Raw genomic sequence first — 23,467 nt, forward strand, 5'->3', positions numbered from 1 at the left:
TCGAATATCGTAGGGTAATGATAGAGGCCACGAGCGCGGGAGCCATCCTCTTTCGCGATACGCGTGGCCGCAGGGAGTACCTCCTGCTCAAGAGCCGCCCCGGCGACTGGGAATTCCCCAAGGGCGGTGTCGAAGGCGAGGAGGAACTCCAGCAGACTGCGATACGCGAAGTGAAAGAGGAGGCCGGAATCATGGATTTCCGGCTCTTGGACGGCTTCCGGGAGGATTACGACTACGTGTTCGAGGCGAACGGCAAGACGATTCACAAGACAGTCCACCTGTTCATCGCCAAATCGTTCGAGGCGAGCGCGGAACTGTCGAACGAACACCGCGATATGCAGTGGCGCGACTACGAGCAGGCCGTAAACACCGTCACGCAGGACGGTCCCCGCGAGATCCTGGAGCAAGCCCACGAGTTCCTGAACGAGGAAACCGAGTTCTAGGTCGCTCGGGGCGACAACGGTTTGAGCCATCGGTCCACAGAGGACCGTGTGTCGACCGAACCCGAGTTCGTCTTCGAGTTACGGGTCTGCCAGTGGGCCGAACGCTGCTGGCCGCCCGGCGGCGATCGCGACCCCGACACTGCCGTCCTCGTCGCGCGCCAACTTGGGACGAAGTACCGACGGTGGGACACCATCGTCGTCGAGGCCGACCGGACCGCCCTCCGCGAGCGGGCCGCGTTCGGTGCCGAGGGACTGCACTCGGACCTGCTGGGCGTCGTCCGCCACGCGCCCGCCGACTGGGCGTGGTACCGGGACGCGCTCCCGGACCCGGGCTACCCCTGGCAGTACGTCCGCGAGGCAGTCCACGACGCCGCCGACAGGGACCTGATCGAGAAACGGCGGGCCGGCTCGGGTCGGATCGAGTTGCGCCGCCACCAGCCCTATCCCGAGTGGATCGAGCGGATCGTCGCCATCGAGAACAAGCCGGACCTCGATCGGTCCGCGGCCCGGACTCTCGCCCCGCAACTCGAACGCGACGTGGCGCTGGGGCTGGCCGACGAGGTGTGGGTGGCGACGGCCCGCGAGGGTGGCACCGTCGAGCCCGCGCTGCTGGAGGACGTGCCCGTCGAGGCGGGCATCCTGACGGTCGATCCGACGGCCAACGCGCAGGCAGGCGAGACGGCGGTCGACGTTGCCTGGAACCCCCGGACGCTCGCGCCCGAGGAACCCGGAACGCGGATCACCGAACGACCGACGGGGAGCGGCCGGGACGCCTCCGCGGCGCGCTTCGAGTACGCCGACCCCGAGTGGAAAGTCGGCAAGCGCCGCGAGATCGCCGAACGGGCCTACGGCCGGGGCTGGCGAGCCTACGCGGACACGATGCGGCCGGACTGCCGGCACTTCCGGCTCCGGACCGAGACCGGCGACGCGCTTCCGTGGTGCGACGAGAAAGCGTGTCACCAGACCGCCAGCGAGTGCGCCGGCTCCTGTCCGGAGTTCTCGCCGGAGCCGCCGACCTGGCGACAGCGGGACTGGCCCATCGAGGGCGGGCCCGGGAAGGCCATCAAACGCCTGCTCGACGAACAGCGCCGGCGTCGGCGGCCGGGGCTGTAGAACACGACAGCGATCCGTCGCGTGCGGGACTTTATCACACTGGCCGTCGTACCTGACACATCTCGCTCGCTGGCGCGGGCCGGCGTGCCGGGAGTGACCATGAAAATCGAATGCGAGAACTGTGGCCGGAAGGTGACAGTCGGGAGAGAGGGACAGGAGTCACGCGCGCCGATGCGGTACTGCCGTCGGTGTGGTGACGAACTCCCACAGCACGAGGAGCTCTGACGGGGACGACCCGCCGGGTCGGTGTCTCCGAGCCGGAGCCGCGCGCGGGCCGGTCCCGTCAGTCCAGTTCTTCGACGGTGAACTCCTCGCGAGCCATCGCCAGCCGGAAGGTCGGGACCGTCCGCTGGATTCGCTCGGCGATGCCCTTATCCGAGAGGCTCCGGAGGGCGGACCGCACGTCGTCGACCGCGGCGTCGTGGCCGGCGTCCCGGAGGGCGTGGAGGACCGAGACGACGCTCTGTGAGCGGTCCTCGGGCCCGGCCAACACCTCGATCACGGCGGCCTGGAGCGGCGGGACGCGGAGGACGCGCTCGCCCTCGGGGTCGTCGGCACCCACGAGCGCGGCGGCGTCCTCGGTGGCACAGATCAGGCTGTTCTCGTCGCGATAGTAGTACTCTTTCAGTTCGTTCTCGAGGTACTGGTGGACCTCGCTACCGCTCTCCAGGTCCCACCGATCCTGGAGTTCGGCGTTTTTCGTCGGCTGGAGCGCGACGACGTCCGCGAGTCGCTCGCGGGCCTCCTCCGAAAGCGTCATCGCCCGTCGCTACACCGAGGACGTATTTTGGTGTTCTGCATCGGACCGAAGGCCGGGCCAGCGCTTATCTCCACGCCCGCCGGAGGGTGGGTATGGACTGGGATACAGTCACACTGGACCACGAGGACGGCATCACGACCCTCACCGTCGACCGCCCCGACCGCCTGAACGCGCTCAACGTCGAAACTCTGGACGCGCTGGACGAGGCACTCGACGAGGCCGAGGACCTCGACACGCGGGTCCTGATCGTCACGGGCGCGGGCGAGGACGCCTTCGTCGCGGGCGCGGACATCGCCTACATGAAAGACATGGGCGTCGAGGCAGCCAAAGAGTACGCCGAGAAAGGCCACCACGTCATCGATCGGGTGGACACGTTCCCTGCGCCGGTGATCGCGGCGGTCAACGGCTACGCGTTCGGGGGCGGCTGTGAACTCGCGCTGGCGGCCGATATGCGCGTCGCCAGCGAGCGCGCCGTGCTGGGACAGACGGAGATCGACCTCGGGATCGTCCCGGGCTGGGGCGGCACCCAGCGGCTCGCCCGCCTCGTCGGCGACGAGAACGCCCGTCGGCTCGTCTTCTTCGGCGAGCGCGTCGACGCCGAGGACGCCGACCGCCTCGGACTCGTCGGCGACGTGGTCGCCCACGACCAACTGGACTCGTTCGTCCGCGACATGGCCGACGACCTCGCCGAAAAGCCCGCCTTCGCACTGCAAACGGCCAAAGAGGCACTCAACCAGGTCCACCGGATGCACCTGGACGCCGGCCTCCAGTACGAACAGCGCGTCTGGAGCGGTCTGTTCGGCCACCCCGATCAGCGTGAAGGGATGGAAGCGTTCGTCGAAGATCGCGAGCCGGAGTTCCGATGATTGGGCGGCCGTCCGGATTGCCCCAGCCGCCACGTTTAGACGGCTGAGACCCTGCTGTTTTCGCGTATGTCGACGACACCCCACGACCTCGACGGCGACGTCGCACTCGTAACTGGCGCGTCCTCCGGTATCGGACGCGCGACCGCAAAGACACTGGCCGACGCCGGCGCGGCGGTCGCGGTCACCGCCCGCCGAACCGACCGGATCGAGACCCTCGCCGAGGAAATCGAAGACGAGGGCGGCGAGGCCCTGGCGATCACGGCCGACGTGACCGAGACCGACGACGTCGAGCGGATGATCGAACAGACCCGCGAGGAACTCGGCGGCCTCGACGTGCTGGTCAACAACGCGGGCGTCATGCTGCTCGCGCCCGTAATCCGGGCCGATCTCGAGGACCTCCAGCAGATGCTCGACGTAAACCTGATGGGGTTGATGGCGGCCACCCGGAAGGCCCTGCCCGGGATGCTCGAACAGGACAGCGGGCACATCGTCAACATCTCCTCGGTCGCGGGTCGCCGCGCCAACGAGACCTCGGGTGGCTACGCCGCAACGAAGTTCGGCGTCAACGCCTTTTCGGAGTCGCTCCGGAAAGAGACCGCAGACAGCGGCGTCCGCGTGACCGTGATCGAACCCGGCGCGGTCGACACGGAACTGGGCCAGCACATCCCCGACGAACAGGTTCAGGAACGCATGGCCGAGATGGTTCAGGACATGACCGTCCTCCAGCCCGAGGACATCGCGGCCGCGATCCGCTACGCCGTCACCCAGCCGCCACGGGTGAGCGTCAACGAACTGCTGGTGCGCCCGACCGACCAGCAGTCCTGAGCCGCCCGGCACACCTAAATGACGTGCAGTCTAGAATTTCAATTGATGACTGACGAGCAGTATCAAGAGCTCCTCCAACTGGTGCGTGGGCGCGCAGGCGAGGCTTTCCGTGCCGCGCTGAAGTACGACCAGCACGACTGTACGATGCTGTACATCCGTGACGACGTGGCGACACAGGAACTGCGGGACGCGCTCGATACGCTCGTCGACCGGGCGCGGAACAGTGGTCCGGTCGCCAAGACGGACGTGTACCGGGGTATCGGCGAGACGCAGGCGATCGTCGAACTCCACGAGCGGGCGGCCCTGATCCACCTCCGGGAGACGTCGAACCGGGGCGTGATCGTGTCGCTCGACCGGGACATCGCACAGGGACTCGGCAACTTCGTCACCCGCTGTAACGGCGTGCTGTCAGGGAACTGAACGTAGCCACGACGACGGCCCACAGCGTCACAGCCCCGCCAGCGTCTCGGCCACATCCGCCCAGTGGCTCCCTCTCCAGAAACACTGCCCACAGTCCACACACCGCCAGACATCGGTCTCGGAAGGGTTGGGTGCGTACCCAGGTGTCGACTCCCCACCGTCGACGGCCGTGAGGACGCCGTTACACCGGCTACACCGCACCGGCCGATCCGGGAGTTCGAGCCGAAACCCCGCCTCGCGGAGATCCCGCAACTGCTCGACGGGTTCCCGTGCCGTCAGCAGGACGGAATCGTCGGTCCGGGCCGCCAGTCCCCGGTCCCTGGTCAGCAGGGTGCGCTCCTCCGCCCGCGAGAGCGTCAGGATGGGGTCGTCGTCCTCGATCCCCCGGTCCAGCGCGTAGGCGGCGTCGTACCCGCACATCCGCAGATACGTGGCGAGTTTGCCCAGCATCACGTCCAGCACGAGGCGGTCGTGGGCGCGTTCCGGGCCCTCTCGGGAACCGTCGGCCGGACTGGGCGGTCGACCCGTCACAGTCCCAGGAACTCGCGGACGCCGTCGGCGCCGCGGGCGTTTACCACGTCGTCGGCTTCGGCCCAGCCCCGGCGTGCGGTGTGGACGCCGTAGCGGACGTACTCCAGCGTCCCGGGCTGGTGGGCGTCGGTGTCGATGGCGATACTCGCCCCGGCTTCGACGGCCGGCTTGACGAGACTCCCCTGGAGGTCCAGCCGCCGCGGGTCGCTGTTGACCTCCAGTGCCACCCCCGCGTCCGCGGCGGCCCCGGCGAGTCGCTCGATGTCCACGTCCAGCCCGTCGCGCTGGTTGAGCATCCGGCCAGTCGGGTGGCCGAGCACGTCCACTTCGGGGTGTTCGACGGCGGTCACGAGCCGGTCGGTCCCGTCGCCGTCGAGGCCGGCGTGGGGCGCTGCCACGACCACGTCGAGGGCGTCGAGCACGTCGTCGGCCACCGAGACCGAGCCGTCGGCCCCGACGTTGGCCTCGACACCCGCAAACAGGTCGACTTCGACCTCGTCGTCGACCGCCCGGATGGCCTCGATCTGCTCGCGCAGGTCCGCGTCGGAGAGACCGACGCCGCCGACCATCCCCGGTCCGGTGGCGTGGTCGGTGATCGCCAGGTAGTCGTGGCCGAGCGCGGCCGCGCCCTCGGCCATCTCCCGGATCGTGTTGCCCCCGTCGGACCACTCGGTGTGGGTGTGGAGGTCGCCGCACACGTCGCCGATTTCGAGCAGGTCCGGCAACGCACCGTCGGCAGCGGCCGCGATCTCGCCGCGGTCCTCGCGGAGCTCCGGCGGGATCCAGTCGAGATCCAGCGCGTCGTACATCTCGTCCTCGGTCGTGCCGCCGACGCGCTCGCCGACCCGCTGGCCGGAATCGGAGTTCTCGACCTCGGACACGTCGAAGATACCGTACTCGTTCATCTTCAGATCGCGGTCGATGGCCCGGTTACGCAGCGTGACGTTGTGGTCCTTGCTCCCGGTGAAGTACTGGAGCGCGGCCCCGAACTCGTTCTCGGCGACCACGCGGAGGTCGATGCGGAAGTCGTCGACTCGGAGGCTGGCCTTGCTCTCGCCGGCCTCGATCACCATGTCGGCGGCCTCCCAGTCCGCGAACGCGGAGACCACGGCGTCGGCGTCGTCGCTCCCGACCAGCACGTCCACGTCGCCGATTGTCGGCCGCCAGCGTCGGATCGAGCCCGCGAGTTCCACCTCGGCGGCCGCGTCGACGCCGGACAGAAAGTCACGGACGCGGTCGCCGTAGGGCCTGGCCTCGCCGAGCAGTTCCCGCTCGTGGGCCTCGCGAGCGAACTCGATCCCCTCGCGGATGTTCTCCTCCGTCTTCTCGCCGAAGCCCGAGATTTCCTGGATCTCGCCGTTCTCGGCGGCCGCCCCCAGTTCGTCGAGCGTGGTGATCCCCAGCGCGTCGTAGAGGGTGCCCACCGTTTTCGGGCCGACACCTTCGACGCTCGTGAGCGCGGCCATGTCCACGGGGAGTTCGTTGCGGAGGTCGTCGAGTTCCTCGATGCCGCCGGTCTCGAAGTACTCGACGACCTTCGCGGCGATGGCGTCACCGACGCCCTCGATCTCTTTGACGGCGTCTTCCCCGTCGGCCGCGAGGTGTTCGACGGCGGCGGGGTGGCCGCGGATGTTCTCGGCCGCACGGCGGTACGCGCGGGGTTTGTACTCGATGTCTTTCGCTTCGAGCAGGTCGGCGAACTCCTCCAGGAGGCTCGCGACCTCCGCGTTGCGGCTCATTACCGGGTCCTTCGGCGGCCCGGGGTATCAAAGTGTTCAGCGGCCGCGACCCACACCCACGCCGCTGTCGTCGTCCTCGTGGCCCAGCGCTTTCTTGAGGAACTTCGTCCAGCGCTTCTGGTCCTGAGTGTCCTTGAGTTCGGCCTCCTGTTCGAGGTTCGTCGGGCCGAGGTTCTCCAGCGCGTTCAGCGCGCGGTCGATGCCGATGATCGCCTGGGCGATCTGCTCGCCCTCCTCGAAGGTGATGTCGTCCTCCTCGATCCGTTGCTTGCGCTGGAGTCGCTCCCGGCGGAGGTTCTTCTTGGCCTGCTCGACCCGCTCGCGCTCGCCTTTCGGAACCGTGTCCCGGCGCTTGATTTCGAAGACGAAGGTGCTGAGGTCGATGGAGTCGCCCTGCACCTCGATCTCGTCGGGGATGTCCGCGCCGACGGTCGCCCCCTCGCGCTCGATCCGTTCGAGCAGTTGTTTGCGCTGGAACTCCTGCACGATTGCTACTGGGGCCGGGACCGACAAAACGTTCTCGGACGCTCGCGGCCCGAGCGGCCGTCGGAACGGTGGGGAAGACCTTTCCGGAGGCGTGCCCTACCCCGGCACAATGGCGAAGTGCGACGCGTGTGGGAAAGAGGAAAATATGCCGTATCAGTGTCGCCACTGCGGGGGGACGTACTGCGGCGACCACCGCCTCCCCGAGAACCACAGTTGTCCGGGGCTGGAAAACTGGAACGACCCCAGCGGCGTCTTCGACAGCGGCTTCGACGACACCGTCGACGGCAGCGGCGGTGGCGGCTGGGGCGGATCCTCGAATTCGAGCGGCGGTGTGCTGGCGAAACTCGGACTCGACACGGGCCCCGGGAGCGTGTTCAGCTACTTCCGCGGGAACATGACGTTCCTGTTTCTGGGACTGATGTGGATCACGTTCGCGTTCCAGTTCCTCGTGTTCCCGGCGCTTGGGTTCGGACTGCGGAGTCAGGTCTGGGCTGCGGTGTTCACCATCTCTACCCAGCATCCCGAGTACGTCTGGACGTGGGTGACGAGCATCTTCTCCCACGGTGGGTTCGGCCACATCGCCGTCAACAGCATCGTGATTTACTTCTTCGGACGGATCGTCGAGAAGTACGTCGGGTCGCGGGATTTCGCCCTGTTGTTCCTGGGCAGCGGTATCCTCGCCGGGCTCGGACAGCTTCTCATCTTCACCGTTCAGGGCGTGCCCGGTAGCGCGCTCGGTGCCAGCGGGGCCGCACTGGCGATCATGGGCGTACTGACGGTCCTCAATCCGCAGTTGCGGGTCTACCTGTGGTTCCTGCTTCCGATCCCGATCTGGGTCCTCACGGTCGGGTTCGCCGGGATCAGCATCCTCGGTATCTTCGGCATCAACGTCCCGGTCTTCGGCGGGGGGAACGTCGCCGACGGGGCGCACCTCGCCGGCCTCGTGATCGGTCTCGTCTACGGCCAGCGGGTCAAAGACAAGATCAGTGCCCCCGGCCAGCTCCAGTTCGGCGGCGGGATGGGTCGCGGTCCGGGCGGCCCGGGCGGCCCCGGCGGTCCGGGTGGTCCCGGCGGCCGATTCTGACAGATGGAGCCCGTCCATCCCGAGTTCGTCCCCGACGCGGATCTCGACCGCGACGAGATGGAAGCGCTCCAGTGCGACATCGCTGACGCCGCGGTCTTCGAAGACGACTTCGAGTTCGATCCGGAGCGAGTCTGTGCCGACCGGGAGACCGGCCAGCGGGCACTCGTCGAAACGGACAGCAGTAGCGACGGTGGCCCCGTCGTCGTCGGCGTCGACCAGGCCTTCCTCGACGACGACCGCGCCGTGTCGGCGCTGGTCGCACTGCAGGACGGCGAGGTCATCGAGCGCGCTCACGCCGTCGCGCCGACCGAGATTCCGTACATCCCCGGCCTGCTCTCCTTCCGTGAGGGCGGCGCGATCCTCGCGGGCTTCCGAGAACTCTCGGTCGAACCCGACCTCGCATTCTTCGACGGGAGCGGCCGCATCCACTTCCGCGAGGCGGGGCTGGCGACACACGTCGGTGTGACCCTCGATCTGCCGAGCATCGGCGTCGCCAAGAATCTGCTCTGTGGGCGACCCGTCGCGTCGACGGACGGGCTGTCCGAGGGCGAGCGAGTCGGTATCGAGGCCAACGAGGACGTGACCGCGGCCGACGGGACGGTGATCGGCCACGCCGTCCAGTCCCGGCAGTACGACTCGCCAAACCGGTACATCAACCCCCTGATCGTCAGCCCGGGCCACCGCGTCGGGGCCGAGACGGCCGGCGACCTCGTGCTGGCCTGTTCGGCCGGCTACAAGCTCCCCGAACCGACCCGGCTTGCCGATCAGTACGCCGACGATCTGAAAGGCGAGATCGCGGACTGAGGGGTCACTCGCGTTCGCGGACGTGCGGTTCCGGCATCAGGTCCTCGAAGGGCTGGTCGTCGAGCCAGTCACAGAGTTTCACCAGCTGGTCGCTGGCGGCCTCGAACAGCTCCTCGCCTTTCTTGGGGGTCGCGTCGGTCTGGTCGCCAAGCACGCCGTTTTCGGTGTTGTCCGCGGCGTCGTAGAAGGTTTTCGCGCCGTGGACGCCCATCTCGTCCCACTCGGTCAGGCCGCCGTCGCGGGCGTCTTCGAGGCGGTCGTCGTGGACGAGTTCGTTCGCGATGTGCATGATCATCGCGGTCTCCTTGGGGCCGCCGTGGGGGCCGTTGCGTTCGAAGAGGTCGTCGACGAGGTCCGGGATGGACTCGTCCCACATCCACTCGATGGCGTAGGCCGTTTCCGTCTCGTGGAGGCGGCGGCCGACCTCCTGCAGGTGTTCGACGTTGCCGCCGTGGGCGTTGACGTAGACGATGCGGTCGATGCCGTGGTAGGAGAGGTTGCGGGAGAAACTCTCGACGTAGTCCCGGAAGACGGGCGCGTCGACCCACATCGTGCCGTGGAACTGGCGGTGGTGGGGCGAGACGCCGACGTTGATCGTCGGGGTACAGAGATAGCCGGTTCGCTCGGCGGCCTCGCGGGCCAGCGCCTCGGCGATCATGTGGTCGGTCCCCTCGGGGAGGTGGGGGCCGTGCTGTTCGGTCGAGCCCAGGGGGACGATGGCCAGCGACTCCTCCTCGAAGTACGTGCCCAGATTGGGCCACGTCTCGTCTGCGAGGTACATCCTGTCGGTATCAGGCGGGCCGCCCCCAATAGCCTGCCCATTCGCGCGTCGGTCGGAGGCCCGTGCGGGCAGGAGAAATACTCACAATTTAACAGCGACCCGGGCGAGGCGACCGGTATGGAAGACAAGACGGTGCTGATCACGGGGGCGTCGTCCGGTATCGGCCGCGCGACGGCACAGACGTTCGACGACGAGGGGTGGACGGTCTACGCCACGGCGCGTGACACGGCCGACATCGAGGACCTGGCCGAGGCAGGCTGTGAGACACAGGAACTCGACGTGACCGAGCCCGAACACGTCGAGGCCGCTATCGAGCGCGTCGTCGAAGACGAAGGGCGACTGGACTGTCTCGTGAACAACGCCGGCTACGCGCAGTTCGGCCCGCTGGAGGACGTGCCGACCGACCGCGTCCACGACCAGTTCGACGTGAACGTCTACGGCCCGCACCGGCTGATCCGCGAGGCCCTGCCCCATATGCGCGAGCAGGGGGAGGGGACCATCGTCAACGTCTCCTCGGTCGCGGGCCGGATCGCCACGCCAGGCATGGGCGTCTACAACGGCTCGAAGTTCGCTCTCGAAGGGCTGACCGACGCACTCCGGGGCGAGGTCGACGACTACGGCCTCGACGCGGTGCTGATCGAACCCGGACCCGTCGACACCAACTTCGACGACCGCGCCGACGAGGAGCTGGAGAACGGCACCGAGCGCTCGGGGGCCTACGACTCTATCTACGCCTTCTACGAGGAGGGCCAGACCTTCGGCGGGGCGAGCGCGCTGTCGGTCCCGCCGACGGACGTGGCCGAGACCATCCTGGAGGCGGCCTGTTCGCCCGATCCGGAGCCGCGCTACCCGGTCGGGCAGGTCGCAAAATACTCCTCGCTGCTGCGATTCGTTCCGGACCGCCTGCGCGACGGGGTGTACCGGTTGGCGAAGAAACTCGCGTGATCGACGACCGCGACGACCTCACACGGACCCCCGCTCACGATCTGGCGCTGTCCTGCGTCGAGGCAGGCATCGACGCCGCCCGTCCCGAGCGGGTCGTCCGCGACTCGCTCACGGTCGATGGCGACCAGCTCCGGGTCGCCGGGGACGTGATCGACCTCGGCGCGTTCGAGCGCGTGGTCGTCATCGGCGGCGGGAAGGCCGCGGCGGGGGTCGCGGCCGCACTGGAGCCGATCCTCGATGACCGACTCGACGGCGGCGTGGTGGTCACCGACGACCCCGTCGAAACCGAGCGGGTCACCGTCCGCGAGGGAGACCATCCGGTCCCGAGCGAGCGCGGCGTCGAGGGCGCGCGAGCGGTCCGAGCGGCCGCCGCCGATGCGGACGCGGACGCGCTGGTCCTGGCGGTCCTGACCGGCGGCGGGAGCGCGCTCCTGCCCGCGCCGGCCGACGGCCTCGCGCTCTCGGACCTCCAGGAGGTAACCGAATCACTGCTCTCGGCTGGCGCGCCCATCGAGGCGGTCAACGCCGTCCGGAAACACTGCTCGGCGATCAAGGGCGGTCAGTTGGCCCGCGCGGCCGCCCCTGCCACGGTGATCTCCCTGCTGTTCTCGGACGTGGTCGGCGACGACCCATCGGTGATCGCCAGCGGACCGACCGTTCCGGACCCGACGACGTTTGCCGACGCTCGACGCGCCCTCGACGACTACGGCGTGACGCCGCCGACGGCGGTCGACGAGCGGATCGAGCGGGGCGTGGCCGGCGGTATCGCAGAGACCCCGGACGCCGACGATCCGATTTTCGAGCACGGTCGGACGCACGTCCTCGCGAACGGGCGGACAGCCATCGACGCGGCCCGGACGGTGGCCGCCGACGCCGGATTCACGCCGCTGGTTCTCGCCGCAGGCATCGAGGGCGAGGCCCGCGAAGTGGCACGAACACACGCGGCGGTGGCCAGGGAGAGTTGCGAGAGCGGCGACCCCGTCGACCCGCCAGCGGTCGTCCTCTCGGGTGGCGAGACGACGGTCACGGTCGACGGCGACGGTCGCGGCGGCCCCAACTGCGAGTTCGGGCTGAGCGCGGCCCGGTCGCTCCCCCCTGGTACTGTGCTCGCGGCGGTCGACACGGACGGCCGGGACGGGAAGAGTGGGACGGCCGGCGCGCTCGTCGACGCCGACACGGTCGTGGACGACGCGGCCGCGGATCGGGCGCTCGCGGACAACGACACGGCAACGTTCCTCGACGAGCGGAACGCCCTGCTCCGGACGGGGGCGACGGGGACGAACGTCAACGACCTGCACGTACTGGTCGTGCCGGGCCGGGAGTGAGAGCGGCGACGGGCGGGTTTCGGGCGACTTTTTGTCCGGCGGCCCCGAGTCGAGGTATGGACTTCGATCTGTCGACGGCGGTGCTGGCACTGCACGTGCTCGTGGGGACGGTGTTCGTCGGGCTGGGCGTCCAGAACTTCGTCAACGGCCGGCAGATCGGACTCGTCCTGAACGGCTTGCTGGGCCTGCTGATCGTCGGGATGGGCGTCGGTGTCTCGCGGCTGGTCGACTAGTCGAGACAGGCCGCGACGACCCGCAACAGGTTCTCCCCGCGCACCTCGTCGGCGAACAGCGGAACGCGTTTCACGTCGTGGCCCCGGAACAGGTCCTGGGCTTCTTTGAGTGCCTTCTGCTGGACCTGCCACCGCCGCTGGCAGAACTCACAGTCCTCTAGATCCGGCGAGACGAACCAGTCGCCTTCCACGTCGGCCACGTCGGTCAAGTCCTGCATGACGCGGTTGACGACGACGGTCTCGACGGGCACCCCGAACGACTCCAGTCGGTCGAGCAACCGCTGGGACTCCATCACGCTCAGCTCCTCTGGCACCATCACGATCCGGAAGTCCGTCTTCGCCGGATCGCGCAACACGGCCCGGAGTCGCTCGATCCGCTCGCGAAGCACCTCCAGGTCCTCCATGTCAGCGCCCTGCTCGTCGTCACCGCCGCCGAACGGCAGGGAGTCGAACAGGCCGCTGAGTCGCTGTCGCAGTTTCAGCAGGCGGCCCATCATCGAGTCGAGCAGTTCGGGCAGTTCGAGCAGTCTGAGGGTGTGACCCGTCGGTGCGGTGTCGACGATCACCCGGTCGAAGCGCTCGTCGTCCATGTACTCCAGCAGGAGTCGCATCGCGGCCGCCTCGTCCATCCCGGGCATCGGCCCGGCGAGGGGGTCGGCAGCCGCGGCCGCATCGCCCTCGGCGTCGGGCCCCGCTCCACCGACCGGACCCGCACCACCTGCCTGCTCACCCTGTCCACCCATGCCGCCCATCGGCCCGCCACCGCCGAGCAGTTGTCCGAGTCCACCCATCCCGCCGAGGCCACCTTCGGAATCGAAGGGGCCGTCGCCGACGGCCTCCTCGGGGTCGATCTCGGCGGCGTACAGCGGGATGTCCTCGCGGATGCGTTCGGGGTCCGCGGGGATGTCCGTCTCCAGGGTGTCCGACAGCGAGTGAGCGGGGTCGGTCGAGACGACGAGCGTGGCGGTGCCGTCGCGAGCGCTGGCCAGCGCGGTCGCGGCCGCCATGGTCGTCTTGCCGACGCCACCTTTCCCGCCGTAGAGGACGTAGTCGGCCGCGTCGACGCCTGTCGGGACGGCCGTCTCGTCGATCTCCTCGACGGCCTCGACCTCGAGATCCATATCTACGGGTTCGTCGGGGGACTTGTGTACCCGTCGGTCCGGCGTGGTGGCTGACGGAAGTCGACGGGCGACGAAAAGGGGAAACCGCGTCAGGACCGCGAGGAGCGAGCCTCGCGGACGTCGTTGCCGTCCCTGATCTTGTCCTCACAGTTGGGACAGACACGCGGTGCGTCGAGAGTCTCGGGCGTGAACACCCGGACGTACGCCTCAGTCACGAAAGAACCGCAGTTCTGACACTCAGGCATCCGACTGAAAGCGGGGAATCACGCCACATATGCTTTCTGAAACGAAGTCGGGAGGCGAGCACTGGGTCACTCGGGCACGTCGTGGTCGCGCCAGAACGAGTCGAACTGCGGACCGAGGAAATCGGGCGTCATCCGGACGAATTCGCTGCGCTCGGCGGGCGAGAGGTACTCGTGGACCGAGTGGACGGCGTCCTCGGTGTAGCGCTCGCCGACGAGCATCCGGACGCCCACCTCGTCGGCCCCACGGATGACGCGCCCGATGGCCTGTCGCGCGCGCCGGACCGCAGGCACGGTCAGGGCGTACTCGAAGGCCACGTCGTCGCCGAACGCGCGCCCGTAGGCGGCCTGGACAGCGCGGACGCGCGGCGAGCCGATGTTGACCAGCGGGACGCCGACGACCGCACAGGCGTGGAGTTTGTCCCCGTCGTAGTCGACGCCCTCCGTGAGCGTCCCGCGCGTGCTGGTGACCAGCACCTTCCCCGGACCGGCGAAAAACTCCCGCTTCAGGTCGTCGGTCGCCTCGTTACTCGAACTCTCGTCCACGAGGACGTCCTTCTCGACCACGTCCCGGAGGTAACTGCCAGCCCAGGCGGCCTCCCGGTAGTTCGGCATGGCGATCATCACGTTGCCGGGACTACGCGCCACGGTCCGGAGGACCTGTTCGTACTCGTCGCGGGTGCGGTTGCCGTGGTCCCGGACCGGGTCGCCGCGGTTGCGGGCGGTGTAGGCCGTCGCGTCGACGAGCCAGCTCGCCCGGTTCTCCTCGGGGAAGGTGAGCCCGTACGATCGCGTCTCGACCGGGCGGCCCGGATCGTCCTCGGAGGCCGCCAGCCCGCCGGTCCCGGACCGTTCGAGGGCGTCCAGCCCGGAGACGCGGGTGAACACGTCGAGCGGTTCCAGCGTCGCGCTCATCAGGACGCCGCCGCCGAGTTCGTCGAAGATCGTCCGGAGGGCCTGGGCGGGCATACAGTCGTACAGCAGGAGACCGGCGGTGTAGACCTCCTGCCAGGGAGTGGCGGTCGCACCCGTCTCCGAGGGGGAGTGTTCGAGTTCGATCTCCCGAAACGCGGTCGCGTGATCGCGTTCGTACCAGTTGCCCATCACCGCCCCCACGGCGGCCGCGACGCATTGCCGGGACTCGCCGAGTTCGTCCAGCGTCGTCTCGACGGCGGTCCCGACCGCCGCGAGCGAGCGCCACAGGTCGCCACCGTACCCCTCCCGTTCGGCCCACTCGGTGAGGTCGTCGATCTCCTCCGTTTCGGGGTCACGAAGCGGGACCTCCATGTCCTCCTCGGGCAGTGATCGGAGGTCCTGCTCCCAGCCGCGGCCAAACTCCGAATCGAGGTGGGTGGTCACCCGCTCGTCGAGCCAGCCCACCACGTCGTCGTAGAAGTCCCGCGCCGCCTCGACGGCCGCGGCGGGCACGTCGTGGCTGGCCAGCCGGTCGTCGACCTCGCGTTCGTGGTCGCGGCTCTGGCCCCGGAGCTGGAGCAACTGGTTGCAGTCGTTGCGTGCTCGCACCAGGGTGTGCCGGCCCACCCGATCCGAGAGCAGGTCCCGGACCCGCCCCTCTAACCTGTGGGCCTCGTCGACGATCACGAAGGTGCTCTCGTCCAGCACCTGCGAGAGCAGAGGCCGTGAGTCGGGATCGAACAGATGGTTGTAGTTGCCGATCACCACGTCGGCCTCGCCGAGCAGGACACCCATCGCGCGGTGGGGACAGGTACCGTGGGCGACGGATTCGGGCAGGAACTCCTCGCTGGTGAGCACGTTGTCTTCGCCGTCGCTGAAGTCGACGGGCGAGCCCTTGTCGCGAGCGTACCAGTCTGCCTCGAACGGGCAGTACAGCGGCGGATCGTCGCCGTCGGCCATCTCCTCCGGGGCCCGGGGCTGTTCGCGCCGGTACGGCGACTCGACGCCGGCCGTCTCCAGTCGGTCGTCGGCCATCGTGTTGAACTGCTCGGGGTCCCGGCGGGCCGCCTTCGCGAGGTCGGCCCCGCGTTTCGGGTCCCACCACTGGTCCTCGCCGTCCACGTCGCCGCCGACCGCCGCGTCGGCCGCGGCCCCGCTGTGGCCGTCGGTCCCGCCGTCGGCCTCGACGAGTCGGGCGGTGTCCTCCCGGAGGTCCTCACAGCGGTCGTGGACGCTCGCGTCCCGGGGAAAGAGGTCCTCGCGGCCGTAGGGACAGAGGTCGCGTTTGCCCACGAGGGCGATACCGTCCAGCGGGTCGTCCAGCCCCGAGTTGACGACCCGGAGGTCCTCGACGAACTGGTCGAGTTGCTGTTTGACCGGCGTGACGACGACGACGTGCTCGTAGTCGTCCTCGCGGACGAGCGTCGTCGCGGCGGTCAGCGCGGCCATCGTCTTGCCCGTCCCACAGGGGCCTTCCATCGCGAGGTAGCCGTTCTTCCGGCCGACCTCGATGGCCGCCTCGACGGCGTCGGGCTGGTTCTCGTAGGGCACGTCGTAGCCGAAGTACGGCCGCCAGGGTGGGTCCTCGGCGTCGTCCCCGTCCCCGTCGCTCTCGGCAGTCGCCGACACCGATCCGGTTTCGGTCCCGGTTCCCTCGCGGTCGCTCATTGCGAGAAGGTGGGGGCGTCCTCGGGTATGAACCCCCGGATTCCGGCTCGGGGCGGCCGTCGTCGATCCGGACAGTGTTTCCAGACCAGCAACGGCGCTGCCGGTCTTACACGACCGGTGGGCGTACGGTCGTGTATGAATCGACGACGATTCGTGACAGCGCTCGGGGCCGCCGGGGCCGCCGCACTCGCCGGCTGTACCCGGGGCGACGAGAGTGCCGACGGAACGACCGAGATGGCGACGGACGCGGGGACCACCACGTCGACGGCGGACGGTTCGGAATCCGGGTCGAACGGCGCCCCGACGAGCGTCGTCGAGACGTTCATAACCCGAACCGTCGAGGGCGACCGGGAGGGGGCCATCGCGCTCTTGCATCCGGACCACCCGATGCACCCGGACAACGTCGAGGGTGACCAGGCGTTCCGGCTCGATCCGGCCGTCGAGCGCGTCGAGCGCGTCGAGACCGAGGTCCGGACGCGAAACGCCAGCGCCGCGGACGCCCGGTCGATCACCGGTGTGAACTGGGTCTTCGAGGACGGCGAACTGGCGTCCGTGCTCGAAGGGCGTGACGCGGCGGTCGTCTCGGCGCGAACGGTCGGCAGCACCGCCGTGGAGTACCGGTCACTCGTCGTCACCGCCGACGGGGAGTGGCGGATCCTCTGGCAGGGCGTCGAGACCGATGCGGCGTCCGACCCGCCGGCGCTCCGCCCACGAGTCGTCGATACGGTGAGCGTCACGGACGACGGCGGGAGTGCCGACGTCCGGTTCGCCGAGTCGGCCCCAGCGGGGACCGTAACCGTCGCATCGACGAGCGCGGGTGACGAAGTCGCCACTGACACGCCGGCGGATGCGGGATCGGTGACCGTCGACCTCGATCCAGACGGGGACGAGATCGTCGTGACTGCGACCGTCGACGGCGAGACGCGACCGGTCTACCGGGAACGAACCGGTGCCATGCGCATCGTCGACGAGATCCGCGTCCAGGTCCCCGAGAACGCGAACAACCCGTGGGGGACGACCGCACGGGTGGTGACCGCCGAGTTCGAGAGCGACGGGTCGCTGCGGGCCGAGTCGACGCGTGCCGGGGGCGAGAACGCCATCGACCCGGCGGGAGCGGCCAATTACATCGTCGTCCAGATCCACGACGGCGGCGACGAGGTCGTCGTGACCCTGACCGAAGACGGCGAGACCGAGGAAGTCCACCGGGAGCGCGTCGCCCCCTGATCGGCGTAACCGGCTACCCGTCGGAGAAGTAGTCGGCCAGGCGCTCGGCGGCTTCGGGCGCGCGCGGCGTCACCAAGGCGAACCGGAACCAGTCGGCACGCGACTCGCCGAAGGCCGCGCCCGGCATCCCGGCGACGCCAGCCTCGTCGATCAGTCGCTCGACGTTCTCCATGGTGCCCGAGAAGTCCGGGAAGCGAGCCATGACGTAGAAACTCCCATCGGGCGTGGTGTACTCGGCCCCGGCCTCGTCGAGGGCGTCGGTAAACGCGTCGACCCGCGAGCGGAGCATCGCACGGTTCTCAGCGTAGTAGTCCGGCGGCGTCTCCCTGAGTGCTCGCCAGACCGCGTACTGGGCCGGCCGACTGCACGTCACGTTGGTCAGCATATGCCGCGTCCGGAAGCGGTCGACCAGCCAGTCGGGGACGACAGCGTACCCCACCCGGAAGCCCGTGATCGCCATGGACTTCGAGACGGCGTTGGTGACGATCCGGTGCTCGGAGTCGACCGCGAGCGCGCTGGTGAAGGTGCCACTGTAATCGAAGTGGTCGTACACCTCGTCGCTCACAAGCAGGGCGTCGTAGGTCTCGGCCACGTCGACCAGTTTCCGGATCGTCGCCTCGGGATAGACCGCCCCGGTGGGATTGTTCGGGCTGTTGACGACGATGAGTGCGGTGTCGTCGCTGGCGACCTCGCGGACCGCGTCGGGGTCGAGTCGGCCGTCGTCCTCGACCGCCACGTACCGGGCTCGCCCGCCCAGCAGGTTCGTCCGCCCGGCGTAGTAGGGGTAGACCGGATCGGTCAGGATGACCTCGTCGCCCGCCCCCCGGGCGAGCCCCTCGGCCATCGCGAGGTGGTTGGCCTCGCCGGCACCGTTGGTGACCAGCACCTGGTCGCGGTCGACGTTGCGCCGGGCGGCGATCTCCTCGCGTAACTCCAGCAGGCCCTCGCTGGCGGGATACTGGAACTGTTCGGGGTCGCCGTCGGCGTACTCGATCAATCCCTCCCGGAGCGCCCCCGGTGGTTCCCAGTCCGGATTGCCACTCACCATGTCGATGACGTCCCCCGCCGCGGCGTCGGCGTACTGCATGACACGGAAAAATTGCGGCCGCTCGTAGTCCATACGTTCGCTGGGTCCGGGTCGCTCCTGTGTCTTTCCCACTGCGGTCGATCCGCGAATCGTCGCCACCGCCGGCTTCAAGCGCTCCGCCACCGACCCTCTGCCCATGCACGAGTTCGGCTCCGACCCGCCCATCGAGGAGACCGTCGGTGATCGGCTCCGCGAGGCCGACCACACCGTCGCCATCGCCGAGGGCTGTACCGGCGGGCTCGTCGCGACGCTGTTGACGGCCGCGCCGGGAGCCAGCGACTACCTCGACCGGGCGCTGGTCCCCTACTCCTACGATTCCCTGCGGGAACTGCTCGCCCTCGACCGCGAACTGCTCGACGACCACGGCGTCGTCAGCGGGCCGGTCACCCGCGACCTCGCCCGGGCCGTCCGCGATACTGCGGGCACGACCTGGGGGCTCGCGACCGCCGGCGTCGCGGGTCCGGAGGGTGGCACGTCCGAGAAACCCGTCGGCACCGCCTTCGTCGCCGTCGCCTACGCCGGCGAGTGGGGCAGTAGCACCTCGACGGCCAGCGTCGACCGATACGAGATCGACGGGAACCGCGCGACGGTCCGCGAACGGATCGCACGGTTGGCGCTGTCGGAACTCGACGATCACGTCGCCGAGCGGACGTGACGGGACGGGAAAGCCTTTGAGGGGGCCGGACCTGCCACCGCACGGATGAACAAAGAGGGCCACGTCCTGAATGCCGTTCTCCTGAGCATCGGCCTGGGGTACATTCTCGAACCGGCCGGTGACTTGGGGACGTTCCGCACCATCGCCGAAGTGACGATTCCGGTGACGCTGGGTGCGCTCTTTCCCGACGTCGACACAGCCTTCGGCCGTCACCGGAAGACGCTTCACAACTTCCTCGTGCTGGGCATCTTCCTGGCCTATCCGTTCGTGTTCGAGAACCTCCAGTTCGTCTGGCTGGGCGTGTTGACCCACTACATTCTGGATCTGGTCGGGAGCAAGCGCGGGCTCGCACTGCTGTACCCGTGGGACAGGGAGTTCAATCTGCCCGTGGGCGTCGCGACCTCCAGCAAGTACGCCAACCTGGCGACGCTGATCATCACGGGGGTCGAGTTGCTCATCATCGGCCTGCTGGTCTTTTACGCCCCCGCGTACGTTCCCCAGGAACTGATCGACCACGGGACGACGGCGCTTGGAATGTGACTCAGTAGCGGCGTGCGTCGTCGAACTCGTCGCGGTACGCGATGTGGCCGGGATGGGTCGGCTCGGTGCCCTGCAGGTAGATCCGGTCGAACTTCTTGTACGTGTTCTCCCAGAGCAGGTGCGCGAACTCGGCTTTGCACCGCAGCGCGTGCGAGAGCCCGTCGCGGTGGAAGATCCGACGCGGCGCGCCAGCCTGCAACGCGGTCACGAGATCCGCGGTGCTGTCGATCGGTTCCTCGAACGTCGTCCAGACCTCGCCGACGGTCTGTGGGAGGTGGGCGTACGACGACGCGAACGCCGGCAGGTCGGTCTCGCGGGCAATCTCGCGGGCGCGTCGGTTGTCCCGATCCAGATGCTTCGGGTTGTACACTTCCACGGCGTCGATCCGGTCGCGATACTCCCGGATCTGGTCACGGTCGAGACTCACCGTCAGAAACTCCGGATGGGGCACGACGACGGCGGCGTTCTGCCGGCGGAGTTCGGCCATCGTGCCGTCGAGGGTGAGAAAGTCCGGCACCGGGTCGGTGAGGCCGATGGCGAGGACGTGCCGACGGGACCGCCAGTCCCCGGTGAACAGTTCACGACCCGGAATCACGAGCAACTCCTCGTCGGAGTATTTCCGGGCTCGCTCTTCGATGTCCGGTAAGCGCTCGAAGTGGGGTGCGTACACGAGCGCGTCCAGGCCTCGCGCTTTGGCCCGCCGAACCACCTCGTCGTCGAGGATCTTCACGTGCATATCGACCCGGAACCCATCGTCGGTCGCCCTACCGGCCATACTCGTGCTGGGGTTTCGTCGGTCGGGCCATATGGATTCTGGTTTCACGCGGCAAGCCCTGGCGAACGTTTTTATCCGTTGCCCGACTGCATCAGGTCGATGCCACATTGGGAGTGTGCGATCGAGGGCGACACGGAGCGGTTCGACCGCGTCGAGGACCTCATCATCCACCAGGCGACCGAACACGACCGCATCGAGTGTCAGGTCTGTGGGACCGTCCTCCCGGACGGCTACTTCGCGATCCGCCACGCCTTCGACGAACACAGCCGCGCCGAGTACGTCCGCGCCTACGACGCCACCAGCGACGAGGTGCGCCGCCGCGAGAAAGTCAAGGAAGCCATCGAGGACTCCGCCGACATCAACGAAGTCATCGACCGCCTCGAAGGCAACGGCACCAGGGCCTGAGACAGTCCCCCTCGACCGGGCGATTTTCTGGTCCGGAAAAGCCGCGCCTGTTTTTATCCGCGTCGCCGCCCACGCGTCGACTATGCCTTCCCACTCGGCCGACACCCAACGTTCGCTCTGGGACCGCGCGACCGCCCAGCGCAACGTCGCCATCTACGCCGCCATCCTCGTAGCCGTCCCGGTCGCCTACGGCTTTCACCTCGCGTTCGACGGCGAAGGGGCCGACTTCCTCCTGTTGCTGACGCTGGCCGTCGGCGTCCCGACCAGCTACAACACCTACTGGCCGAGCTACGACCGGACCTGGAAGGCCGTCGCGTGGGTCATCGTGGCCGCCGCCGCCGCGACCGCGGCGTTCACCGGCCTCTTCGTCGCCGGGACCAAGCTACTCGCACTCTCGCCGTTCCCCGCCAGCATCGGTGCGTTCCTCGTCACGTCCCTCGGCGGACAGTTGCTACTGGCGCGCTGGAAAGGGTACTGACCGTAATCGAAAAAGCTGCGACTCGCTGCGCTCGTCGCAGTTGCTATCGTTCTTCGAAGTCCCTGCGAGCGGAGGAACAGCGGAACGCCCTATCGCTCCTCAGAGTCCAGCACCCGAATCTGGTCACCACGCACGGTGACCGGAATCGGCACCGTCGCCTCGTACAGTTCGACGGTGACCTGGTCTTTGGACTCGTCGATCCGCTGGACCTGGGCCTTCTCGCCTTTGAACGGGCCGGCGATGAGTTCGACGATGTCACCCTCCGCGATCCCCTCCACGTCGGGTTTCGGCGAGAGGAAGTGTTCGACTTCGGCGATGGAACTTTTTCCCTGCACGACGCCGCGCATATGCGGAATCTCGTCGGAGATGCGCTCGAAGACGGCGTCGTCGTCGGCCTCGACCATCACGTAGCTGGTGAGGCTGTCGGGGGCGAGGGCCGCGTGGATCGACGGCTCCTCGCGGTTCATGATCATGTCCGCGACGGTGCGTTCCTGACTGGCCGTGGTTTTGACAGCGTAGATACCCATGTTAGACGGGGGGGCTCGTGATGAAGCTCATCAGCAGGAAAATGATGAATCCCAGCAGGCCGACCAGGACGATCCCGGCTCCCGCGATCTTGGCGATCTGGGAGAACTCTTCCCACGACGGCGTGCTGGCGAGTTTCAGCACCCGAACGTAGGAGGTGAGGTCGTACGGTACTTGCATACCCCGGTGTAGCCCCTGCCCCTTTTTCTATCTATTGGTGCAGAGCGGAAACAGAAACGGAAACGCGGCGAACGAGGACCGCGAGACTACTCGACGTAGTCGATGTCGTCGCCGAGGTTCTCGGCGGCCTGTTCGACCTCGGTCTCGTTTTTGCCGTAGATCTGCGGGCTCTCGACGCCAGTGACGACGATCATGGTCTCCATCTTGCCCTCGAAGTCCTGGTTGACCGACGCGCCCCAGATGATCCGCGCGTCGGGGTCGATCCGATCGTAGATCTCCTCGACGACGCCCTCCGCTTCCTCGATGGACATATCGGGCCCACCGACGACGTTGACCAAGGCGGAGTTGGCACCGTCGAACTCCACGTCCAGGAGTGGCGATCGCAGCGCCGATCTGATGGAGTCCTGGGCCTTGTTCTCCGAATCGGACTCCCCGAGGCCGATCATGGCGACGCCACCGTTCTCCATGATCGTCCGAACGTCGGCGAAGTCGACGTTGACGAGGCCGGGCTTGGTGATCAGTTCGGTCATGCCCTTGACCGAGCGCATCAGCACGCGGTCACAGATCTTGAACGCGTCCTGCAGGGGCATCGAGGGCGCGTAGTCGAGCAGACGGTCGTTCGGCACGACGATCACGGTGTCGGACACCGCGCGCAGGCGCTCCAGCCCGGCGTCGGCGTTGGCCCGCCGGCGCTCACCCTCCGCGGTGAACGGGATCGTCACGATGGCGATTGTCAGCGCGCCCGCTTCCTGTGCGGCCTGGGCGACCACCGGGGCCGCGCCGGTGCCCGTCCCACCACCGAGGCCCGCGGTGACGAACACCATGTCAGAGCCGTCGATGGACTGCTGGATGTCCTCGATGTTCTCCTGGGCGGCCTCCTCGCCGATCTTGGGGACCGACCCCGCGCCGCGGCCGCCGGTGCGTTTCTTGCCGATCAGAATCTTCGTGTCGGCCTTCACCTCGTCGGCGAGGTGCTGGGCGTCCGTGTTGGCGGCGACGAGTTTCGCGCCGTGGATCCCTTCTTCCATCATCCGGGTCACGGTGTTCCCGCCCGCCCCGCCACAGCCGACCACGGTGATCTTCGTTTCGAGATCCTTGACGACGCTGGCCAGTTCCTCGTCGGACATCTGGCCCGACGTGGAGACGTCCTCGGTGGCCGTCGTTCCGCCCGTCTCGGTCTCCTGGGGTGCCTGTGCCGACTCCTCCTCACTTTCCTCCATGGCGTCGTTAATAATGGAGTCCATATTTAAAGGGGAAATTGCAGAGCAGGATTAATTATCTTTCCCCTCCTGTCAGC

29 protein-coding genes are annotated in these 23,467 nt (G+C 68.1%); 16 read left to right on the forward strand and 13 right to left on the reverse strand.

Annotated elements, in window-relative coordinates:
- Positions 1-17 precede the first annotated feature (17 nt).
- The 3 genes from BMX17_RS02190 to BMX17_RS27220 all read left to right on the forward strand — a co-directional run bounded on the left by BMX17_RS02190 (position 18) and on the right by BMX17_RS27220 (position 1,781).
- Positions 18-443, forward strand: a complete 426-nt coding sequence (locus tag BMX17_RS02190; RefSeq protein WP_092657197.1) for a bis(5'-nucleosyl)-tetraphosphatase — start codon at positions 18-20, stop codon at positions 441-443.
- Positions 444-491: 48 nt separating this feature from the next.
- Entirely contained in the window at positions 492-1,556 is a 1,065-nt protein-coding gene (locus BMX17_RS02195) for a DUF5787 family protein (protein WP_170845303.1), read from the forward strand.
- A gap of 99 nt (positions 1,557-1,655) precedes the next feature.
- Entirely contained in the window at positions 1,656-1,781 is a 126-nt protein-coding gene (locus BMX17_RS27220; RefSeq protein ID WP_280141351.1) for a hypothetical protein, read from the forward strand.
- A 58-nt stretch (positions 1,782-1,839) separates the two neighbouring features.
- Here BMX17_RS27220 and BMX17_RS02200 read toward each other — a convergent pair whose 3' ends face one another.
- A complete protein-coding gene (locus tag BMX17_RS02200) occupies positions 1,840-2,316 on the reverse strand; it encodes a DUF5797 family protein (protein WP_092657201.1) in 477 nt (158 codons plus the stop codon).
- Between the two features lie 92 nt (positions 2,317-2,408).
- Between BMX17_RS02200 and BMX17_RS02205 the strand changes: the two genes are divergently transcribed.
- From BMX17_RS02205 to BMX17_RS02215, 3 genes are all read left to right on the forward strand, one after another.
- Positions 2,409-3,182, forward strand: a complete 774-nt coding sequence (locus BMX17_RS02205; RefSeq protein ID WP_092657203.1) for an enoyl-CoA hydratase/isomerase family protein — start codon at positions 2,409-2,411, stop codon at positions 3,180-3,182.
- Positions 3,183-3,248: 66 nt separating this feature from the next.
- On the forward strand, positions 3,249-4,007 hold the full coding sequence (locus BMX17_RS02210; protein ID WP_092657205.1) for an SDR family oxidoreductase: 759 nt from the start codon (positions 3,249-3,251) through the stop codon (positions 4,005-4,007).
- Between the two features lie 45 nt (positions 4,008-4,052).
- Positions 4,053-4,427, forward strand: coding sequence for a DUF7522 family protein (locus BMX17_RS02215; protein ID WP_092657207.1), 375 nt, complete (start codon positions 4,053-4,055; stop codon positions 4,425-4,427).
- 27 nt (positions 4,428-4,454) lie between these two features.
- Here the strand turns inward: BMX17_RS02215 and BMX17_RS02220 are convergent, their stop codons facing one another.
- Genes BMX17_RS02220 through BMX17_RS02230 form a run of 3 tightly spaced genes read right to left on the reverse strand, consistent with a single transcriptional unit; the run spans position 4,455 to position 7,183 of the window.
- Positions 4,455-4,958 carry a Mut7-C RNAse domain-containing protein gene (locus BMX17_RS02220; RefSeq protein WP_280141352.1) on the reverse strand — a complete coding sequence of 168 codons (504 nt, stop codon included), beginning with the start codon at positions 4,956-4,958 and terminating at the stop codon, positions 4,455-4,457.
- Positions 4,955-6,697 carry a DNA polymerase/3'-5' exonuclease PolX gene (gene polX, locus BMX17_RS02225; protein ID WP_092657209.1) on the reverse strand — a complete coding sequence of 581 codons (1,743 nt, stop codon included), beginning with the start codon at positions 6,695-6,697 and terminating at the stop codon, positions 4,955-4,957. The genes BMX17_RS02220 and polX overlap by 4 nt, the downstream gene beginning before the upstream one ends.
- A 36-nt stretch (positions 6,698-6,733) precedes the next feature.
- Positions 6,734-7,183: a DUF5788 family protein gene (locus BMX17_RS02230; RefSeq protein ID WP_092657211.1), complete on the reverse strand. Its 450-nt coding sequence runs from the start codon at positions 7,181-7,183 to the stop codon at positions 6,734-6,736.
- 109 nt (positions 7,184-7,292) lie between these two features.
- Here BMX17_RS02230 and BMX17_RS02235 point away from each other — a divergent pair, with 109 nt between their 5' ends.
- Positions 7,293-8,267 carry a rhomboid family intramembrane serine protease gene (locus BMX17_RS02235; protein WP_092657214.1) on the forward strand — a complete coding sequence of 325 codons (975 nt, stop codon included), beginning with the start codon at positions 7,293-7,295 and terminating at the stop codon, positions 8,265-8,267.
- Positions 8,268-8,270: 3 nt separating this feature from the next.
- Positions 8,271-9,071 carry an endonuclease V gene (locus BMX17_RS02240; protein ID WP_092657216.1) on the forward strand — a complete coding sequence of 267 codons (801 nt, stop codon included), beginning with the start codon at positions 8,271-8,273 and terminating at the stop codon, positions 9,069-9,071.
- A 4-nt stretch (positions 9,072-9,075) separates the two neighbouring features.
- On the opposite strand, the gene BMX17_RS02245 is transcribed toward BMX17_RS02240, so the two are convergent.
- Positions 9,076-9,852, reverse strand: coding sequence for a creatininase family protein (locus tag BMX17_RS02245; RefSeq protein WP_092657218.1), 777 nt, complete (start codon positions 9,850-9,852; stop codon positions 9,076-9,078).
- A 117-nt stretch (positions 9,853-9,969) separates the two neighbouring features.
- Between BMX17_RS02245 and BMX17_RS02250 the strand changes: the two genes are divergently transcribed.
- From BMX17_RS02250 to BMX17_RS25820, 3 genes are read left to right on the forward strand one after another with little or no spacing between them, the layout of a single operon-like run.
- Positions 9,970-10,797: an SDR family oxidoreductase gene (locus BMX17_RS02250; RefSeq protein ID WP_092657220.1), complete on the forward strand. Its 828-nt coding sequence runs from the start codon at positions 9,970-9,972 to the stop codon at positions 10,795-10,797.
- Positions 10,794-12,122 (forward strand): glycerate kinase type-2 family protein, encoded by a 1,329-nt coding sequence (locus BMX17_RS02255; protein WP_092657222.1) that lies wholly within the window; start codon positions 10,794-10,796, stop codon positions 12,120-12,122. The genes BMX17_RS02250 and BMX17_RS02255 overlap by 4 nt, the downstream gene beginning before the upstream one ends.
- Before the next feature lie 56 nt (positions 12,123-12,178).
- Complete coding sequence (locus BMX17_RS25820) at positions 12,179-12,355, forward strand: hypothetical protein (RefSeq protein ID WP_170845304.1); 177 nt, start codon at positions 12,179-12,181, stop codon at positions 12,353-12,355.
- Here the strand turns inward: BMX17_RS25820 and BMX17_RS02260 are convergent.
- From BMX17_RS02260 to BMX17_RS02265, 3 genes are all read right to left on the reverse strand, one after another.
- On the reverse strand, positions 12,352-13,476 hold the full coding sequence (locus tag BMX17_RS02260; protein ID WP_092657223.1) for an ArsA family ATPase: 1,125 nt from the start codon (positions 13,474-13,476) through the stop codon (positions 12,352-12,354). The genes BMX17_RS25820 and BMX17_RS02260 overlap by 4 nt on opposite strands.
- Positions 13,477-13,565: 89 nt before the next feature.
- A complete protein-coding gene (locus BMX17_RS25825; protein WP_170845305.1) occupies positions 13,566-13,721 on the reverse strand; it encodes a DUF7563 family protein in 156 nt (51 codons plus the stop codon).
- A 66-nt stretch (positions 13,722-13,787) separates the two neighbouring features.
- Positions 13,788-16,301 (reverse strand): ATP-dependent DNA helicase, encoded by a 2,514-nt coding sequence (locus BMX17_RS02265; RefSeq protein ID WP_092657225.1) that lies wholly within the window; start codon positions 16,299-16,301, stop codon positions 13,788-13,790.
- Positions 16,302-16,436: 135 nt separating this feature from the next.
- On the opposite strand from BMX17_RS02265, the gene BMX17_RS02270 reads away from it, so the two are divergent.
- On the forward strand, positions 16,437-17,525 hold the full coding sequence (locus tag BMX17_RS02270; protein WP_092657227.1) for a hypothetical protein: 1,089 nt from the start codon (positions 16,437-16,439) through the stop codon (positions 17,523-17,525).
- Between the two features lie 13 nt (positions 17,526-17,538).
- On the opposite strand, the gene BMX17_RS02275 is transcribed toward BMX17_RS02270, so the two are convergent.
- Positions 17,539-18,645 carry a pyridoxal phosphate-dependent aminotransferase gene (locus tag BMX17_RS02275; protein ID WP_092657229.1) on the reverse strand — a complete coding sequence of 369 codons (1,107 nt, stop codon included), beginning with the start codon at positions 18,643-18,645 and terminating at the stop codon, positions 17,539-17,541.
- Positions 18,646-18,748: 103 nt separating this feature from the next.
- Between BMX17_RS02275 and BMX17_RS02280 the strand changes: the two genes are divergently transcribed.
- Both BMX17_RS02280 and BMX17_RS02285 read left to right on the forward strand, forming a co-directional pair.
- A complete protein-coding gene (locus BMX17_RS02280) occupies positions 18,749-19,267 on the forward strand; it encodes a CinA family protein (protein ID WP_092657231.1) in 519 nt (172 codons plus the stop codon).
- A 45-nt stretch (positions 19,268-19,312) separates the two neighbouring features.
- On the forward strand, positions 19,313-19,807 hold the full coding sequence (locus BMX17_RS02285) for a metal-dependent hydrolase (RefSeq protein WP_092657233.1): 495 nt from the start codon (positions 19,313-19,315) through the stop codon (positions 19,805-19,807).
- A gap of 1 nt (position 19,808) precedes the next feature.
- Here the strand turns inward: BMX17_RS02285 and BMX17_RS02290 are convergent, their stop codons facing one another.
- Positions 19,809-20,582 carry a PHP-associated domain-containing protein gene (locus tag BMX17_RS02290; RefSeq protein WP_244514924.1) on the reverse strand — a complete coding sequence of 258 codons (774 nt, stop codon included), beginning with the start codon at positions 20,580-20,582 and terminating at the stop codon, positions 19,809-19,811.
- A gap of 99 nt (positions 20,583-20,681) precedes the next feature.
- Here BMX17_RS02290 and BMX17_RS02295 point away from each other — a divergent pair, with 99 nt between their 5' ends.
- Both BMX17_RS02295 and BMX17_RS02300 read left to right on the forward strand, forming a co-directional pair.
- Positions 20,682-20,987, forward strand: a complete 306-nt coding sequence (locus tag BMX17_RS02295; RefSeq protein WP_092657235.1) for a DUF7565 family protein — start codon at positions 20,682-20,684, stop codon at positions 20,985-20,987.
- Positions 20,988-21,069: 82 nt separating this feature from the next.
- Positions 21,070-21,465, forward strand: coding sequence for a hypothetical protein (locus BMX17_RS02300; protein WP_092657237.1), 396 nt, complete (start codon positions 21,070-21,072; stop codon positions 21,463-21,465).
- A gap of 89 nt (positions 21,466-21,554) precedes the next feature.
- Here the strand turns inward: BMX17_RS02300 and BMX17_RS02305 are convergent, their stop codons facing one another.
- The 3 genes from BMX17_RS02305 to ftsZ all read right to left on the reverse strand — a co-directional run bounded on the left by BMX17_RS02305 (position 21,555) and on the right by ftsZ (position 23,414).
- Positions 21,555-21,992 (reverse strand): transcription elongation factor Spt5, encoded by a 438-nt coding sequence (locus BMX17_RS02305; protein ID WP_092657239.1) that lies wholly within the window; start codon positions 21,990-21,992, stop codon positions 21,555-21,557.
- Between the two features lies 1 nt (position 21,993).
- Positions 21,994-22,170, reverse strand: coding sequence for a protein translocase SEC61 complex subunit gamma (locus BMX17_RS02310; protein WP_092657241.1), 177 nt, complete (start codon positions 22,168-22,170; stop codon positions 21,994-21,996).
- An 86-nt stretch (positions 22,171-22,256) separates the two neighbouring features.
- Complete coding sequence (gene ftsZ, locus BMX17_RS02315; protein WP_092657243.1) at positions 22,257-23,414, reverse strand: cell division protein FtsZ; 1,158 nt, start codon at positions 23,412-23,414, stop codon at positions 22,257-22,259.
- Positions 23,415-23,467: the final 53 nt, after the last annotated feature.

Origin of the sequence: Halorientalis persicus, from assembly GCF_900110215.1 — an archaeon.
GTDB classification, from domain to species: Archaea; Halobacteriota; Halobacteria; order Halobacteriales; family Haloarculaceae; genus Halorientalis; species Halorientalis persica.

What these genes read in the sequence shown, in the direction of transcription:
- BMX17_RS02305 (WP_092657239.1), bottom strand. Translation starts at nt 21,992, where the DNA reads ATGGGTATCTACGCTGTCAAAACCACGGCCAGTCAGGAACGCACCGTC.
- BMX17_RS02265 (WP_092657225.1), bottom strand. Translation starts at nt 16,301, where the DNA reads ATGAGCGACCGCGAGGGAACCGGGACCGAAACCGGATCGGTGTCGGCG.
- BMX17_RS02245 (WP_092657218.1), bottom strand. Translation starts at nt 9,852, where the DNA reads ATGTACCTCGCAGACGAGACGTGGCCCAATCTGGGCACGTACTTCGAG.
- BMX17_RS02295 (WP_092657235.1), top strand. Translation starts at nt 20,682, where the DNA reads ATGCCACATTGGGAGTGTGCGATCGAGGGCGACACGGAGCGGTTCGAC.
- BMX17_RS02275 (WP_092657229.1), bottom strand. Translation starts at nt 18,645, where the DNA reads ATGGACTACGAGCGGCCGCAATTTTTCCGTGTCATGCAGTACGCCGAC.
- BMX17_RS02240 (WP_092657216.1), top strand. Translation starts at nt 8,271, where the DNA reads ATGGAGCCCGTCCATCCCGAGTTCGTCCCCGACGCGGATCTCGACCGC.
- BMX17_RS25825 (WP_170845305.1), bottom strand. Translation starts at nt 13,721, where the DNA reads ATGCCTGAGTGTCAGAACTGCGGTTCTTTCGTGACTGAGGCGTACGTC.
- BMX17_RS02280 (WP_092657231.1), top strand. Translation starts at nt 18,749, where the DNA reads ATGCACGAGTTCGGCTCCGACCCGCCCATCGAGGAGACCGTCGGTGAT.
- BMX17_RS02290 (WP_244514924.1), bottom strand. Translation starts at nt 20,582, where the DNA reads ATGGCCGGTAGGGCGACCGACGATGGGTTCCGGGTCGATATGCACGTG.
- BMX17_RS02190 (WP_092657197.1), top strand. Translation starts at nt 18, where the DNA reads ATGATAGAGGCCACGAGCGCGGGAGCCATCCTCTTTCGCGATACGCGT.
- BMX17_RS02260 (WP_092657223.1), bottom strand. Translation starts at nt 13,476, where the DNA reads ATGGATCTCGAGGTCGAGGCCGTCGAGGAGATCGACGAGACGGCCGTC.
- BMX17_RS02310 (WP_092657241.1), bottom strand. Translation starts at nt 22,170, where the DNA reads ATGCAAGTACCGTACGACCTCACCTCCTACGTTCGGGTGCTGAAACTC.
- BMX17_RS02300 (WP_092657237.1), top strand. Translation starts at nt 21,070, where the DNA reads ATGCCTTCCCACTCGGCCGACACCCAACGTTCGCTCTGGGACCGCGCG.
- BMX17_RS02250 (WP_092657220.1), top strand. Translation starts at nt 9,970, where the DNA reads ATGGAAGACAAGACGGTGCTGATCACGGGGGCGTCGTCCGGTATCGGC.
- BMX17_RS27220 (WP_280141351.1), top strand. Translation starts at nt 1,656, where the DNA reads ATGAAAATCGAATGCGAGAACTGTGGCCGGAAGGTGACAGTCGGGAGA.
- BMX17_RS02200 (WP_092657201.1), bottom strand. Translation starts at nt 2,316, where the DNA reads ATGACGCTTTCGGAGGAGGCCCGCGAGCGACTCGCGGACGTCGTCGCG.
- BMX17_RS02215 (WP_092657207.1), top strand. Translation starts at nt 4,053, where the DNA reads ATGACTGACGAGCAGTATCAAGAGCTCCTCCAACTGGTGCGTGGGCGC.
- BMX17_RS02285 (WP_092657233.1), top strand. Translation starts at nt 19,313, where the DNA reads ATGAACAAAGAGGGCCACGTCCTGAATGCCGTTCTCCTGAGCATCGGC.
- ftsZ (WP_092657243.1), bottom strand. Translation starts at nt 23,414, where the DNA reads ATGGACTCCATTATTAACGACGCCATGGAGGAAAGTGAGGAGGAGTCG.
- BMX17_RS02270 (WP_092657227.1), top strand. Translation starts at nt 16,437, where the DNA reads ATGAATCGACGACGATTCGTGACAGCGCTCGGGGCCGCCGGGGCCGCC.
- polX (WP_092657209.1), bottom strand. Translation starts at nt 6,697, where the DNA reads ATGAGCCGCAACGCGGAGGTCGCGAGCCTCCTGGAGGAGTTCGCCGAC.
- BMX17_RS25820 (WP_170845304.1), top strand. Translation starts at nt 12,179, where the DNA reads ATGGACTTCGATCTGTCGACGGCGGTGCTGGCACTGCACGTGCTCGTG.
- BMX17_RS02205 (WP_092657203.1), top strand. Translation starts at nt 2,409, where the DNA reads ATGGACTGGGATACAGTCACACTGGACCACGAGGACGGCATCACGACC.
- BMX17_RS02235 (WP_092657214.1), top strand. Translation starts at nt 7,293, where the DNA reads ATGGCGAAGTGCGACGCGTGTGGGAAAGAGGAAAATATGCCGTATCAG.
- BMX17_RS02210 (WP_092657205.1), top strand. Translation starts at nt 3,249, where the DNA reads ATGTCGACGACACCCCACGACCTCGACGGCGACGTCGCACTCGTAACT.